The organism is Aquimarina sp. MMG016, assembly GCF_018100805.1.
GTDB lineage: Bacteria > Bacteroidota > Bacteroidia > Flavobacteriales > Flavobacteriaceae > Aquimarina.
The window spans coordinates 153,659-171,232 of record NZ_JAGJEA010000009.1; the positions used below are offsets into that span (position 1 = coordinate 153,659).

A 17,574-nucleotide genomic window follows, 5' to 3' on the forward strand; every position below is an offset into this window, starting at 1 on the left:
TTATTTAGTATTCTTAGCTTCTAATATGTTTACTTTCTTTAGTAAAGCAATATCCAATTCAATTCGTTTGGTGCTTACTTCTTCTGGTAATTGTTCGGTAATATTAAATCCATAAAACTGGATAAATGTATTGATTGGATGGTTCAGAATGTTATCTCTTACCAAATTAGCATCATTATTGGATCCAATGATCTGGGTACCTCCTGTGAGATTGACATCAGCATCATTATATCCTGTTACATTAAATCCATAAAACTGAATTACCTGATTGATTGGATCATTCAAGACTGTATCTCTTACCTCATTGGTATCATTAGCACCGCCGATCAGATTGATAGTACCATCTGCATTCGCATCACCAGCCCACATGGCTATAACACCTTCAGGCATTCCAAAATCAGTTTGTGCGTTTGTACCATAGGTAATCTCGCTGCTGGTATTGGTGAAGTTCAAATTAACAAGATAGTTTGTAGAAAATCTGACTTCTGTGGTAGTCATGATGCCTAAGTGATTTCTATGGTTTACAGTGATATAGTATGAATCACTTTCTAATGCAAATGTTAAATTAGAAACACCATCAATATCCACCACATCTCCGTCACGCTGCAATAAAAATGATTGTGATGTTACTACAATTGTATTGTCTGTAGGATCACGTAATTCTACAAAAACCCAATCTACAATAGCGTCGTTTCCTGTAGTATCAAATACTGCTGCATCACAAGTTGCTGCATCACTGTATGGACTAGTAATAGGAATGTATCCTGCTGTACGTAAGTCATCACGCATTAGGTTTTCTTCTCCTGTATTCGGATTTAAAAGTGCACCTTGTAAAAATACTTGAATGCTAAAGGTATAATCTGTGGTACAGATGGTTTCGCTAAAACTTGCAGTACTATCAATATCTGTCCAATTAGTAGAACTGTAGGTTTCATCATCAACTAAAATACAGGCTAAATCTGGATTATCTGTTGCATTAAAATTAGTTATATTACTATTATTACCATTTTGGACATTTAAAACCGTTAATTCATTATTCTTACAGTCAAGGATTGTAAGCGCCGTATTTAGACTTAGATCAAGTTCTGTAAGATTGTTGTTTTCACAGTCTAGTTGAATTAAGTTTAAATTATTTGACAAATCAAGTGTAGAAATTTCATTTTGAAATATGTCAAGATACTCTATAAGCGGATTTGATGATACGTCTAATGCTGTTATAGAATTCCCGTAAATATCTAGTTGTTTTAGTACTATATTGGTATCGGTATTCACACTTGTTAAATTATTAGTATGTGCTCTAAGAACTTCTAAATTAATTTGCTGTGAAATATCTATACTTGTTAAATCGCAATAACTTGCAGTAAGGTTAGTTAAGTTACTATTTGACAGTGCAAGTGTACCTAGAGAATTTTGACTAACGGTTAACGTTGTTAAAGCGCTAAAATCTTCAATTCCTGTAAGGTCGGTAATACCAGCGTCTTGAACATTCAAAGTGGTTACCACTTCAATTAAAGCAGTTGGAACCTGTCCATCATTGGTAATGTCGTCATAACCCAAGGCATCTAGAGCTGCTTCAAAATTAGCATCAGGAATTGCTGTATAATTACAAAAAGTATCGCTAAAACTTGTATGCGCGTCTACAATTGTCCAATTGGTGGTACTATACGAAGCATCATCCACAAGTATGCAGTTTAGATCAGGGTTATTATTACTTGAATAGGTAAAAATATTTGTATTATTTCCGTTTTGCAGATTTACACTTTCAAGAGCGTTGTCATTCACTAAAAACCATTCCAAAGCCGTATTTGCAGAAACATCTAATGTTGTAATTGTATTATTATTACAGACAAATTCCACAAGTGCCACATTAGTACTGACATCTATATTTGTGAGCTGATTTTCGTTCACCCATAATTTTTCAAGTAGTGAATTGTTCGCAATATCAATCGTTGTCAATTGATTGTTATCTGTATATAACCACACTAACGCCGGATGACTAGAAACATCAATGGAAGATAGGTTGTTATTAGAAGCTAACAAATATTCCAAAGCAGTATTATTGCTTATATCTAAAGTATTTAAATTGTTGGATACCGCATTTAGATAGGTAAGATTTGTATTGTTAGATACGTCTAAAGTAGATATTGCATTATCTTCAAGAACAAGTGTTTCTAGATTTGAAGAAGATGATACGTCTATTGCACTAAGTGAGTTGCTGTTTAACGCTAATGAGTTAAGAACATTTAAGCCACTTACATCTACACTCGTTAATCCATTACCAAGACATTGAATAGTTTCCAAATTTATATTTCCGCTAAAATCTACAGAAGTTAAATTTGTATTGAAGTTACACGTAAATGTGATCAAGTTTCCATTGGTTGGTAACGTCAATGAAGCAAGATCATTTGAACTTACATTTACTGTTTCTAAAAGAGAATTTGTACTCAAATCCAATGTTGTTAATGTATTTGAACTCACATCTAAATCTACTAATGCCCCAAAATCTTGAATTCCAGTTAAATCAGCAATATTCATATTACCGATATCAAGATCTGTAACTGCCTCGATATACAATGTTGGTACCTGACCATCGCTAGAAATATCATCATATCCTAACGCATCTAAAGCTGCTTCAAAGTTGCTGTCAGGAATCGCAGTATATAAAATTTCGCATAGTGTATCATTAAAAGAAGTATGTGCATCAATATCAGTCCAGTTAGTTGAACTGTATGTAGCATCATCCACCAGAATACAACTTAAAAAATTACCATTTGCTCCAAAAGTGCTAATGTTTGTATTATTTCCATTTTGAAGGTTGAACGTAAGTAATTCATTTCCTGAAACTCTTACTTCTTGTAATACAGTATTGTTTGATAAATCAAGCGTAGAAAGTTTGTTGTTATAGACTCTAAACCTAGTAATTGACGGACTGTTGCTTACATCTAAGGAAGTGATTTGGTTATCGTTTACTTGTAAGATGACTAAGTTTGTAAGCGCGCTCAGATCAATTGTTGTAAGTTGGTTTTCTTCCATTCGGATATCTGAAAGCGCTAAATTGTTTGAAATATCAATGGTTGTCAGGTTATTTGCAAGTCCCCATAAGGTTTGTAAATTCACAAGCATTGATATATCGACATCTGAAATGTTGTTATCCGAAAAGTAAAGCTGCTCTAAGGCTACAAAATCTTCAATACCAGTAAGGTCTGTTATACTTAAGCTACGCACATCTAAGCTAGTAATGACTTCTATTAATTCCGTAGGCACTTGTCCATCTCCTGAAATATCATCATACCCTAAAGCTTCTAGTGCAGCTTCAAAATTAGTATCCGGAATGGCAGTATAACGGCAATACATATCACTAAAACTCAATATGTCTTCAACATCTGTCCAATTGTTAGTACTGTAGGTAGCATCATCAACTAATACACAATACAAATTTGAGTTTCCTATAATATCTATGTTAGTGATGATTGTATTATTTTCATTTTTTAGATTTAGAAAATCCAGGTTATTATTATAAATATCAAGATCTACTATTAAAGGATTATTTGAGAAATCTAAACTGGTTATTTGGTTGTCGTAGGCATCTAAATTCGTTAGTTTCACATTAGCAGAAAGATCCAAAGCTTCGAGTTGATTTCCTTCTACATTTAAATAATCTATTTCGGTATTGTGACTAAAGTCAACTTCAGAAAGTTGATTATCACTTAAAGAGACAGTCTCGAGTAAAACATTGTTTGAAAGATTAACCTCCATTAAATTGTTACTATTTGCTAGTAAAGTTGTTAAGGAAGTAAAATCTTCTATACCTGTTAAATCTGAAATAGCTTTAGCGCTGACAGATAAATAAGTAATGGTCTCTATATTAGCTGTAGGCACTTGTCCGTCTCCAGATATATCATCATAACCTAAAGTTTCTAGCGCCGCTTCAAAGTTACTGTCTGGAATAGTGGTATAATCGCAATAGGTATCACTAAAAAACATTTGTGCATCAATATCTGTCCAAGCAGAATTTGAATGAGAAACATCATCTACTAAAATACAGGTTAAATTATCATTGTTTTGTACTTGAAAATCTTCAAGCCCTATGCGATTGTTGTTTCCATTTTGAATATTTAGACTCATTAAGTTATTGTAGGTTGCTCCAAGCGTATCAAGGTTTGTATTATTTGATAAATCGAGCGTGGTAAGGTTATTGCCATCACATTCTAATATTTGTAGGTTGGTTAAAGCGCTTACATCTAAACTGCTTAGTTCATTTTGAATAAGACTTACAAAGATAAGATTGGTTAAAGAACTCAAATCTACAGAGGTCAGCGAATTATTTTCACAATACAGCACTGTTAAGGAAGTAAAAGCCTCAATTCCTGTAAGATCAGCAATTGAATTACTAGATACATTCAAAGAACTTACACCTTCAATCAACGCTGTTGGCACTCGTCCATCGCCAGAAATATCATCGTAACCCAATGCATCTAAAGCGGCTTCAAAATTAGCATCTGGAATGGCTGTATATGCGCAATAATCTGTTTCTGTAAAACTCGTTTGACTGTCAATATTTCCAGACCAATTTGTAGTACTGTACACTTCATCATCTACCAAAATACAGTTTAGCGCCGAAGTATTGGTTGTATTAAACGTCGTAAAATTGATGTTATTTCCATTTCTTACGTTAAGCGCACTTAGTGAGTCATTACTGGACACATCCAGTGCAACGAGTAGTGTATTTGCAGAAATATCAATACTTGTAATATCTGTGTTGGTAGCTTCTAACTCGGTTAAGCTGTTTAATCCGCTTAAGTCTAAGCTCGCTAAAGGATTATTATTTAAGCTTACTTTTTCTAATAATGTATTACTAGATAGATCGATAGATAACAAGCCTATTTGATAAAAATCCAATTCTGTCAATGAAACAAAGTCTTCTAAACCAGTTGCATCTGTTATGGTATTTTCGCCTATTTGTAAACTTGTTACATTTTCAATTAACGCGGTTGGCACTTGGCCGTCTCCAGAAATATCATCGTAGCCTAGAGCCTCTAGTGCAGCTTCGAAGTTAGCATCGAGAATAGCAGTATATCTGCAATAAGAGGTTTCTGTAAAACTAGCAGTGGCATCTATATTTGTCCAGTTTGTTGTACTGTAATCGGCATCGTCTACAATAATACATGTTAAATTAGAGTTACCAGTAATGTTAAACTGAGTAATATTTGTATTATTCCCATTTCTTAGGTTTAGGTAAGATAAATCATTGTCTTGTACCGTTAAAACTTCTAATGCTGTATGTGAACTTAAGTCTAACGAGGTAAGCAAATTTCCATTCAGTCTTAATTCAGATAAAAGTGTATTATTACTCAAATCTAATTCAGTAAGTCCTAAACTACCAACATGTAAAGTTGCAAGCAAAGGGTTGTTCGTCACATCAATACTAGTAATATTGGTATTATAACATTCTAATTTTTGTAAACTTGGATTATTAGAGGTGTCTAAAGATGAAAGGTTGGTACCAAATGCAGTTAAATAGCGTAGAGCTGTATTATTGGAAATATCTAAGGTAGAAATATCTGTATAATAGCAATCTAAAGTTTGTAATTGCGGGTTACTACTTATATCTAAACTTTCAAGAGAATTATTACCTGATATTTTTAAGCTTGTTAAATTAGAACTATTCGAAACATTGATTGATGTTATACTGTTGTCTCGACAGTCTACTGATGTTAATGCTGTATTATTTGAAAGATCTAAGGTTGTTACACTATTTAATTTACAGTCTAATGATTCTAAAGCAGTAAAATCTTCAATACCCGTTAAATCAGAAATTGATTTTGAAATTACACTTAATGTAGTGATACTATTAATATAACTGGTTGGTACCTTTCCGTCTCCAGATATATCATCATAACCTAGTTCATCCAATCTTGCTTCAAAATTTGCATCAGGGATCGTTGTATAGTTACAATCGATATCACTAAAAAAAGTTTGAGCATCAATGTTTGTCCAATTGGTGTTACTATAAGATACATCGTCTACTAAAATACAGCCCAGATTAGGATTAGTGCTTAAATCAAAACTGGTCACATTTGTGTTATTTCCATTTTGAAGATTCGCATAAGTTAAATCATTATTTCCCATTTGTATTACTGTTACTAATGGGTTGTTAGAAATATCAAATGATGTAATAGCATTATTTCCACACCAAATTTTTTCTAATAACGGATTGTTACTTACATCTAAAGCAGTTAAATTATTGTCTCGACCCGATAAAAAATCTAATTCTTCATTAGCACTTAAGTCAATTGTTGTAAGGTTGTTATTATGAAATTGGAAGTCTTCTAAGAGTACATTATTAGTAACATCTATTGCTGTTAATGAATTATTTATGAGATATAGTTTAGTTAATTCTGTATTATTAGAAACATCAATTGCTGCAAATTGATTGTAACCAGCATACAAAATACGTAAATCAGGATTATTACTTACATCTAAGGTGGTAAGATCGTTATCGCTCACGTTTAGATGTTCTAAGAACGAAATACTTGAAACATCTATGCTCGTCAAATTGTTTACATAGACTTCCAGTGTTTCTAAAGCGATAAAATCTTCAATCCCAGTTAAATCACTAATGGATTGATAGGACACATTTAAACTCGTCACAGTATTAATATTTTCTGTTGGTACTTGTCCGTCTCCCGAAATATTGTCGTAACCCAAAGCTTCCAGAGCAGCTTCAAAATTAGCATCAGGAATAGCTGTATATGCAGTCACACTTAGCGTAGCAGCATTTGTTGCTACCGTATCACTGCAAATATTCGTAAAGTACGCGGCATATTGGTAGCCATCAAAACTTAAAGGTGTATTGCTTATGGTTAAGGTCTCAGTATTCGTTCCTGAGTAATTTGAATCATCTGAAATTACAGCAAAATTACTTCCGCCATCAGTACTTACATACCATTGTACCGTATCGTAATCAGAAGCACTGGGTGTAAATTCTAGGGTGTCTCCTTCTCCCCCTTCAGCATCTTGAGGATCACTGTTAATTGTAATATCGTCACAACAATCTAATTTTTCACTCATCGCTGTATTTCCACAACCCGTAGATTCAGTAAAAACACCCATGGTGTAGAGTGCACCATCAATATCGTTTTGATCTAATGCGTACTTTTCTTCTCCAGGACCTAAACTATAATGCATGATTACATCTGAATCGATAACATGACCTAATTGATGGGCATGCCCTAATTCGTGTAGCGCTACAGTTTTAAAATCATATTCTGTAGCGGAAGGTGTACCACTACCGTAGTACCAGTTAGTATCGTCATTCCATGTAATGTCCATTTCATCTACTCTTACCCTATTAGTTGTGCCACAATACGTTGTAAAACGAGTAGTTACACTACCTAAAACACCCGAAGATAACTCGCTACCATTATCAAAACGTACAACATTTATACCATCAGAAACAGACTCATCTAGTGTTGTTGTACTGCCAAATGAGAAATTGATGTTAGACTCACAGTTCCATAAACCAAAAGCCTCTTCAAAATAAGATTTGGCGTTACTTGTATTAAAATCGGTATGATATTCAAAGGTATATCCTCCATTTCCATCAATATCCTGAAGTGCCATCGATAAAATGGTTCCCGAATTGTCCAAGTTATTATGACTATAAGTAATAGTTAATGGTACGGTGGTTTCATGTATAGATCCATCTGAATGTGTAATTGCAATAGTACCCGTACCTGCCTGGTATGGTATTTCAACTTCTATAAGGGTATCAGACCAACTCAGTATTTCCGAATCTACGGCATCAATCATTGTGGCACCGCCATCATTAGCATTTGCAAAACTTACGGTTCCTGTTTCTGTTCCAAAATTATTACCTGTAATGGTAAATACCGTTTGAGTACCTGCCGAAGCTGTTAATGGAGAAAAACTATAGACTATAGGGTTAGCAAGTCTCGCCGCAGTATTTTTATTATATACAGGAAACTCCTGAATAATCTGTGCATTATATCCCGTGGCCTGTTGAATCTGCGTATATAAATCGTTTTCTTTTGATGTATATTTATTAAAAACATCTGATACTTTGCCTGTAAGTTTATTATACTTAACAACACCTTGGACTGCTCCAACTAATTCGTATAGACTTTCAGAAACAGCTATTTGACCTTTAAAGCTTTTCATGAAAAATGTGCCAACCATTCCTGGTTGAAGGTATGCTGAACTAGAAGTAAGCTGAAAATGATTATCAACCTGTCCTCCTATGGTTACTACCTTAAAAGTAGTGTTGCCTTTGCCTTTAAAACTTTTATATGTGGTCACCGTATGTACCGTATAGATGTTATGTTTATTAACATCCCAGTAACCATCACTAGCGATAACTTTTCCTTCAATAATATGAGTTGCTTCATTAACACGTTCTTGAATAGAAAGTGGTGTTATTAGAGCACCACATTCCTGGGCTGAACCAAAAACGCCATTCATAATAAATAATAGAAGCAAGTAGGTATGCTTTTTCATAGGTTGTAGATTTAAGGGATTATAGTTTCTTATTAGTTGGGTTAATGGAAATGTTTTGATGGGTATCCATTAACAAATTTTAACACTTGCAAAACTATCTTAATGAGGTGGTTTTTGGAAAGAAACGGTGCGGACAATTAGGGGGACAACCAATGTAGACAAAGGGTAAAGCTCTCTTTATAAAGATAAAATATACTCTTTATATACACTTAAATAAACATTGCCGAAAAGTGAATTCTATGATCAAATACTTTTCAGATAATCTTCTAAGTCATCATCTGCAGCTAATTCTAGTTTTTTTCGAATACGGTAACGAGATTTTCTTATAGCTTCTATGGACGTACTTCGTAAGCGAGAAATTTCTTTTCTATTGAGTCCCATATAAATGTATGAACAAATTTCTAGATCCGTATCCGTTAGATGTGGAACTTTGGTTTTTAAACGCTGAATAAAATCATAATTCAGAATTTCAATATCATTTTTGATAGTGTTAAGCTGATTGTCCTCTAGCAATTCAGACCTTAGATTTTTAACTATTGTATTTATAGAAACTGTGTTATCTTCATGACTAATTTTCTTTAAATTATCAGCTAATTCTCTTTTTGACTTTAAATGATAATAGGATTCATGGAGTAATTTAGAAATCCTGGCTTCATTCATTTGTATTTGATGATTCATATCCCCAATCTCTAAAGTCATATTAGTAAGCATTTTTTCCCTTTGTTTAACAATTTTGCTATTCAAATACATTTGAAAAACCACATAAGCAAGTAAACCCATATTAACAACAAAGCCAGTTTGCCTTAGCATCATTGCATTCAAAATATCATTGGCAAATGTTGCTGATAGAATTACTAGATTCAGCAATATCAGTTTTGCAAAAGGCTTTTTATCATTAATCGCTTTTATAATTAACCAAAACCCAGCAATGACATTCAAAAAACCAAATACATGAAAAACCGGTACGCTGTAGGTTCCGAAAAAAACAGGGGTTAATACAACATAAGCTACACCTAAACTAGGTACAAGCGTAAAAAAAAGCACTACTTTCCGAGAAAAGTAGCTTGGAAACAAGTAATGATGGTATAAGAAAATAAATCCAAGTCCTGCATAGAAACAGATATATCGCAATCTCTGAACAATTTCAAAAGAGATTCCCGGGAAAATGTTATGAATAAAAGCTTCACCAACGAACAACTGCCTGGCTCCGCCCAATAAACAAAAAAACCCAAAGTATAAGAAATATTTTTCGCGGTGAATATTAGCATAAATAAATATTTGGTAACCACCGAAAATTAGAATTAAAAGGGTAATTAAACCTTCAAAGGCAAATTTTCTTTTTTTAGTTAAATAAAAACTCTCTTTTTCATGAATAGAATTTTGAAGTGGAAAACCACCTCCAAGACGTGAATTGGAACTCGAAACTAAAAGCATCACATCCAAAAGTTCTTCTTTTGGAAGCTCGACAGTAAGAGCCGGTATACCATCCATAGAATCTTCAAGATTTTTAGATAGGTTTCCATGAGTTACTAGTTTTTTTCCATTAATCCACACTTCACATGCTCCTAAAACCCTAGATAAATTAAGAACGGCTTCACTTTTTGGGTTTTCTTGTTTAATAAAAAATCGATAGGTTCCAAAACCTTTTGGAGGATGTCCTCTACGCGTCCAAACTGCAGAAGTCGTCTTTAGGGTATCAGGCTTGGTAAGTATATGTTTATCAAAAGTATTTTGATCAGTTAAGGGCCATTGTTTCCAATAGAACAATAGTTTTGTTTTTAAAACAAGCTTCTCTGTTTTTTGAGTATCCCAGGAAGAAAGTGTTACATATGCATCATCAGATTCAACAATACTATGTTTTTTTGATAGACAACTTCTAAATAAAAAAAGAGTGATGCCTATTAAAAGTATTTTTAAAAAAAGAGAACCTTGTTCTTTCAACTTCATTTTTTAAAAAAATATTGCTTGCTGCAAAAATACTTAAAAAGTAAGCGTTAAGCAGAAATCTAATTCATAAGTAATGATCAATTCATTGAGTCTCTATATTTGTTTACCAAAGAGTGGTTTTACACAATGTTTTGAGACCATAAAAACCCACCCTAAAATCTTAGGATGAGTTACTTTTGCAAACAGAGAAATCTACGACCATTAAATGCATAACATCCATTTTACGAATAGTTCATAAACAATTGTTTGTACTTATTGTTTAATCATTTTTACTGTTTGATTTGTATTAACAATAGCTTGTTTCACTTCTTTTTGCAGACGAGCCAATATAGTATCTTGTTCCTGGGATGATAAGAACAATGAAAATAAAAATATGATTGGGATAGCGATTTTTTTCATTTCATATAAACTTACTAATAAAGTTCTTATGAAAAATGTAGATAGATCTTAACATTATAGGTATTTTAAAACTAAAACGGAAACAGATGCCCACATCTTTTTAAAACTCTAAAAACCTTTTCGACTATAAACCAGAATTCATTTATTTCAAATTTTTATAGACATAAATGATAATACAATAATTTAAAGAGCTAATAGCATCACTTTTCATCAATTTATGACTTATATAATTACCTTTGATAAGAGCATATATATAATTTTATCATTTTTAGTGGGCTGATTACATGAGTACGTTTCTTACAGATTCAAACGAAGTAAAAATCACAAGATTTTCTTGTTGGGTGACATTCGTGCTTGGGATGGGTTATCTTATCACCACAATTTTAGGTTTTATCTCTCTTGATTCACCTCAAGATCCAATAGCAGATCCGTTTTTTACAATGATGGAAATTTTAATACTATTAATTGTTCTTTTTACCGTTATCAGTTTGATCGGAATTCATTATTGCAACCCAAAGAAAGTCAAAATATTTAGTTTCATTTCTGTAGTATTTATGCTTTTGGTAGCTGGCATAAGTTCTTGTGTACATTTTACAGTTTTGGCATTAGGAAATCAGGCCAAAATCCAAGAGCTTCCTGATTTTGATATGGTTTTTTCATTTAAATGGCCTTCTGTTGTGTATGTCTTGGATATTCTTGCCTGGGATTGGTTTTATGCTATCTCCATTTTATTTCTTGCTCCAATTTTTAAAAGAAATGGTATTGAGCAAGTAATACAAATATTAATTATACTATGTGGAATTTTATGTCTTGTAGGACTTTTAGGAATTCCTTTGAATAATATGCAGGTAAGAAATATAGGGGTAATAGGTTATGGCGTTATATCACCTTTCATTTTTTTAATGATCGCAAAATATATAGGAAAGAAAGTAGGATTGGACAAAATACAAACACAATAACACATAAAACTCATTCGATTATATAAAATTTCAACTACAAAAAATTAAAGCACATACAATGACAAAAGAATCGCTTCAGCAAGAGGGACTTCAGAAAATAAAAGTTGATTTTCAGTTTTTGGTATCGTTATTTACCGAAATGCTGGAATCTATTGGAGAAAAGGATTTGGCAAAAGCAATACCATTTAACAATCAAGCATCACCAAATAGAGAGCATCTTTCCAATCAAAAGTTAACACAAGCCATTGGGATTTGTTTCGAGTTACTCAATCTTGCTGAGGAAAATGCTGCTACGCAATACAGAAGAAAAACAGAAACACAATTTGGTATTCGATCTACACGAGGTTCTTGGGGAGAAACTTTATACCAATGGAAAACTGACAAAATAGATGAGCAAGAAATAGCTCAAAAGCTTCGACAATTGAAAGTTATACCGGTTTTAACGGCTCACCCAACCGAAGCAAAACGATTAACAGTATTAGATATCCATCGGGAATTATATTTATTGTTGGTTCAGATAGAAAATCCAAATTGGTCTACAGCAGAACAATCAAGACTTAAAGAGGAAATGACCAGTCTATTGGAGCGTTGGTGGCGAACAGGAGAAATCTATCTTGAAAAACCACACCTTGAAGATGAAAGAAATAATCTAATGCACTATTTTGAAAATGTTTTTCCTGAAGCAGCACGCTTAACAGATCAGCGTTTGCGTGATGCCTGGAAAACGCTTGGTTTTTCTGAAGAGTTGCTAGAATGGCCAGAGCATTTCCCGTTGATTCAGTTTGGTAGCTGGGTGGGTGGTGACCGTGATGGTCATCCATTTGTGACTGCTGATTTTACTGCTTCTACACTACGATTACATCGCCAGACCGTTTTAAAAATGATACAAAATCAACTGGTTGGACTAGCAGCAAAATTGAGTTTTTCGGGTTATCAAACTTCTATACCAGAAACTTTTTTAGTTGAAATTGAATCTACTGCAAAATTATTTGGAGAAGAAGGGCAAAAAGCCTTAGATCGAAATCCATCTGAACCTTTACGGCAATTTCTAAATTTACTTTTACTAAGGCTAGAAAATACTATTACCGATAATCGTGTATTAGGAGAAGACGGCTTTTTTACATCTTCAAATGATTTATGGACCGAACTTAAAAAACTTAGACAGCTATTAATCGATTTAAACGCAGAAAGAATAGCAAAACAATGGTTATTTCCGGTAGAAAGGATGGTGCAGAGTTTTGGCTTTCATTTAGCAAAGCTCGATATCAGACAAAATAGTGCTTATCATGAAAAAGCAATCAGTCAAATTTTGATTGCTACTGGTTATGAAGATTCGGATTATGGTTCGTGGAATGAGGAAAAGCGATTGGCTTTTCTTGATCAAGAACTTAAGAGTAATCGTCCATTTTTGGTGGCCGGAACTTCCTGTGGACCAGAAGCTGATAACGTTCTTGGGTATCTACATGAGGTTAAAATCTATATCGACCAATACGGAACAGAAGGTATAGGTTCTATTATTGTGAGCATGACCAGGAGTGTTAGTGATTTGTTACTCGTTTTTTTACTGTTAAGAGAAGTAGGTTTACACGAAGCTAATCTTCCTGTAGTACCACTATTAGAAACCATTGACGACCTAATTGCCGGACCTGAAATTTTAACTACTTTTTTGCAGCATCCTATCATGCTAAAACAGCGACAGGCTTCTGAACCGTTTATACAAGAAGTAATGCTGGGATATAGTGATAGTAATAAGGATGGTGGTATCTTAACCAGCCGGTGGAATATTTACAAAGCTGAAGAAAACCTCACAAAAGCTGCTAAGAAATTAGGTGTTGAACTATGCTTTTTTCACGGTCGTGGAGGAACCATTAGTCGTGGAGGTGGTAAAATTCATCGATTTTTGGATAGTATGCCTCCAGGTTCTATGAGTGGTCATATTAAGATGACTGTACAAGGCGAAACCATTGCTAACCAATTTGCCAACCTCCTTACTGCAACGTATAACCTCGAAATGTTTGTAGCAGGAACCGCAAGACAAGCATTAATACCTTTGAGCAAAACCAAAGATGACCAGCGTTATGAAATAATGGATCAACTAGTAAATCTAGCACGACAAACGTATCGTAAGTTACTGGATCACCCCAATTTTATTGATTTTTATGCTAGCGCCACACCAATTGATGTTCTTGAACAGAGTAAAATTGGTTCCAGACCTGCACGTAGAACAGGGCAACGCTCTTTGGATGATCTCCGTTCAATACCTTGGGTATTTAGCTGGAGTCAGTCACGATTCAATTTAACCGGGTGGTTCGGAGTTGGAACGGCTTTTGAAGAATTTCAAAAACAACAGCCTAATAATTTTGAACGATTAAAACAATTAGCCAAGGAATGGCCTTTCTTAAAATATCGACTTATTCAAATAGAATCCAATCTATTAAACTCAGACATTGATATTATGAAAGGTTTTGCTAATCTGGTAGAAGAACCTAAAACCAAACAGGAACTCATGGACTTGATCCTTACGGATCATCATACCTGTTTGAAAAAGATAGAAAACCTAATGGGAGAATCTGTTGAAGCAAGAAGAATTTCTAAACTAGAAAATAACAAGTTGAGAAATAATGCTTTACAAGTACTTCATGAGATACAAATTGAATATTTGACCAAATGGAGAAGCATTAAAAAGACTGATAAAGAACTAAGTGATACATATCTATTGCATCTCTTAATGCTAGTTAATGCACTTTCTGGTGGGTTAAAAAGTACAGGGTGATTCGTTATTTTAAACTAATGCACACTTATTTATTGCTTATAATGCCACTACTCGTATCTTACTGTTAGAAACTGGGTAGCTGTCAAAATAGTAAGATAGTTCCAATGTATCTTAGAAATAACTATTTCCTATTTGGGAAACAGCTGCAAAGTATCTCTGAAATAGGACTAACCTATTTTCGATATACCTCCTAAGTATATTTGACTTAATACATAGGATATTCCTACATAGTTCCGAGGTGCTTTCAAAATCACCTAGAGGTCTTAAGAGAACTTGTCTACCTCAACAATCATTAGGATCATACGACTTGGAAATATTATATATTTAGACTTATCGTAGGGTTACGTATTCCAAAATATATGGCTATACTTATTATTCTATCACCATCTTTTTGGTATCGATCAAGCTCCCTTCTACATACAACGAATAGAAATAGGTACCAGATGCTAATCCATCCCTATTAATAGCCAAGGTTCCGTCTCCTCTTTTGTCTAAAGTAACCGTAGAGATTACCTGTCCACTGGTATTGCTAAATACCATAGCTGCTTTGGATACAGAAGATGGTAGGTAGTATTTAATAGAAGAGGTTCCGTTAAACGGGTTGGGTATGTTTTGATATAAAATAGCTGTTTTTGCCTTGTTAAGATTATTTTCTTGTACTCCCAGCGTTTGTTCTAAGAGAGCTAACCTGTTTTCGATATCTGTTAATAATGGTGAAAGATCCACTGTTACCGATGCTCCGTTCTCAATAGCTATGGTAAGATCTGTTCCACTAAGACTTGCTGAACTTAAATCCTGCCCATCCGTATTTACATAGGCAGAAAAATCTACTGTGTTTCCATTACTGATACTCAATACATCATTGGTTAAATCTAATGTTTGACTGTCTGTACCAGTACCATCCTGTAATGTTGAAAGATCTACGGTATTACTTCCTCCCGAAATACTAAGAATAGCATTGCTAAGTGATAATTCCTGATTGTCAGTATTATCTAAGTACCCTGAAAGATCAACTGATGTAGCATCGTTAGTTAAACTCAATATATTTGAGGACAATTGTAAATCTTGTGCATCTGTATTATCTAAATAACCAGACAAATTAATAGTATTCGTTCCACCAGAAATACTTAAGATATTAGTAGCCAAGGAAAGTTCCTGACTATCTGTATTATCTAAAAAGGACGATAAATCTACAACTTGAGTTACCGTTGCATCATCTTCTAAGGATAATTCTAAATCATTACCATTCAACTGAAATACATCAATGGTTTGGTTATCAGTATCCGTATCGGTATCTAATGTAGAATTGATCCATTGTGTCCCATCCCATATAAATAAAGCAGAAAGATCGGTATCATACACCATCATTCCAGCTTCTGTGGTGGCCAAAGGGTTTCCATTAGCAGCAGCGGTTTCCATATCAGTACGTTGTACCGTAGTCACTCTATTGATCAAAAATCCTTTGTCGGTATCAGCCAATTCTAAAGAAGCATTTTGATTGGCTGCTATAGTACCAATACCTACACTAAATCTATTGGTAGTTGTATTTCCTCCAAGTGCCATCGTATTAGCCTGAGTAACATCAACATCGTATCCTATAGCTGCCGAATAAGAATCGGCAGTACTACTTAATGAACCAATAGTTATGGATCCTTGATTTCCTGTTGATCGAGCTTGGTGACCTATAATGACTTGATCATCCCCAAAAACGCTAACTGAATTTCCTAGAAATATATTTCTATTATTTCTATTAGCAGAAGATCCAAATGATCCATTTCCAATAAAATCTGCTTTCCATCCCATACCTACATTATCCGATCCTTCTCTATTGATACCACCAGTCAATACCCCAACATAGGTATTTCTGTTGGCATCATTACGGTTATTGCTACGGTTATTATCCCAACCTGCACCATATCCAAGAAACGTATTACCATCTGCATGCTGGCTATTAGCACCTGCAGCATAACCCAGAAACGTATTCGCAAAACCATCCACATTATCTAGACCAGCTCCCGATCCTATAAAAGTATTTGCTTGACCAGTAGTATTTCGTTCTCCTGCTCCACTACCATTATTTACAAAATCATAATCAACTCCATTACCCAGAGATCCCGGTATTGAACTACTGCTTTCTCCACCTACAAAAGTATTACCATTTGCGGTAGTAGTATTTGCTCCTGCCCTGCTTCCTACAAAGCAATTATCATTACCTGTTGTTAAATCAAATCCTGCATCTTCACCTATAAGTACATTGTCATCGCCATCGGTAAGACTTCTTCCTGCTTGTTCTCCTATAATCACATTATCAACACCTGTAGTCAATTGTTGTCCTGCTCTGTGTCCGACAACCACATTATCATTTCCAGTAGCGTTCCTCGCTACATAATTACCAATGAATACATTATCAGAAGCACTTAGCGTTAGATCGGCAGCAAATGTTCCGATCACAATGTTATCTTCTGCGTCAACACCTGTTGTACTTTCATTTAATAATGCACCAGCCATACCACCTATCAAAATATTACTATACGACACTCCCAACGAAGCTCCAGCACCAGGGCCTACAGAAAGGTTCCAATCACCAGTAGTCAATGATGGTCCTGGAGTAAATGTTTGAGTTCCATCATAAGGAAAAGGAGTGTGACTGTCACCGGATTGATTTGGGGTAATTGCAGATCCCGTAGTTTGATTTCCTGTCTGTGCTATTATACTATTAAAGGATACGAGAAGTAATACGAAAACTAAAGGTAATTGTTTTATCATAATAAGGGGTTTATAGATCTTATTGCAAAAATAATAGGCTATTTTCTTTTGTAGATAATTTTAACGGTGTCAAAAGGTGTCAAAAGTAGTAAGCTACGCTTTGAGGGCTGAGTGGTGAGGGTGCTTTCTACGAAAGCTGTGAGGTATGATTAGTGAGTCGTTAGGAAATTTGCCTTGCTCATTTTGAGCAATAAAGTGCTTTATGCAAAAGAT

5 protein-coding genes are annotated in these 17,574 nt (G+C 34.3%); 2 read left to right on the forward strand and 3 right to left on the reverse strand.

The annotated features are described in order from the left end of the window. Together J8M14_RS16745 and J8M14_RS16750 are read right to left on the reverse strand one after the other, a co-directional pair. A complete protein-coding gene (locus tag J8M14_RS16745) occupies nt 1-8,517 on the reverse strand; it encodes a matrixin family metalloprotease (protein WP_211075961.1) in 8,517 nt (2,838 codons plus the stop codon). 243 nt (nt 8,518-8,760) lie between these two features. After that, nucleotides 8,761-10,464, reverse strand: a complete 1,704-nt coding sequence (locus J8M14_RS16750) for a 7TM diverse intracellular signaling domain-containing protein (RefSeq protein ID WP_211075962.1) — start codon at nt 10,462-10,464, stop codon at nt 8,761-8,763. A gap of 683 nt (nt 10,465-11,147) precedes the next feature. Here J8M14_RS16750 and J8M14_RS16755 point away from each other — a divergent pair. Further along, nucleotides 11,148-11,822, forward strand: coding sequence for a hypothetical protein (locus J8M14_RS16755; protein WP_211075963.1), 675 nt, complete (start codon nt 11,148-11,150; stop codon nt 11,820-11,822). 58 nt (nt 11,823-11,880) lie between these two features. After that, nucleotides 11,881-14,595 (forward strand): phosphoenolpyruvate carboxylase, encoded by a 2,715-nt coding sequence (locus J8M14_RS16760; RefSeq protein ID WP_211075964.1) that lies wholly within the window; start codon nt 11,881-11,883, stop codon nt 14,593-14,595. Nucleotides 14,596-14,967: 372 nt separating this feature from the next. On the opposite strand, the gene J8M14_RS16765 is transcribed toward J8M14_RS16760, so the two are convergent. Next, nucleotides 14,968-17,361, reverse strand: coding sequence for a T9SS type A sorting domain-containing protein (locus J8M14_RS16765; protein ID WP_211075965.1), 2,394 nt, complete (start codon nt 17,359-17,361; stop codon nt 14,968-14,970). Nucleotides 17,362-17,574 lie beyond the last annotated feature (213 nt).

What these genes read in the sequence shown, in the direction of transcription:
- J8M14_RS16745 (WP_211075961.1), bottom strand. Translation starts at nt 8,517, where the DNA reads ATGAAAAAGCATACCTACTTGCTTCTATTATTTATTATGAATGGCGTT.
- J8M14_RS16750 (WP_211075962.1), bottom strand. Translation starts at nt 10,464, where the DNA reads ATGAAGTTGAAAGAACAAGGTTCTCTTTTTTTAAAAATACTTTTAATA.
- J8M14_RS16755 (WP_211075963.1), top strand. Translation starts at nt 11,148, where the DNA reads ATGAGTACGTTTCTTACAGATTCAAACGAAGTAAAAATCACAAGATTT.
- J8M14_RS16760 (WP_211075964.1), top strand. Translation starts at nt 11,881, where the DNA reads ATGACAAAAGAATCGCTTCAGCAAGAGGGACTTCAGAAAATAAAAGTT.
- J8M14_RS16765 (WP_211075965.1), bottom strand. Translation starts at nt 17,361, where the DNA reads ATGATAAAACAATTACCTTTAGTTTTCGTATTACTTCTCGTATCCTTT.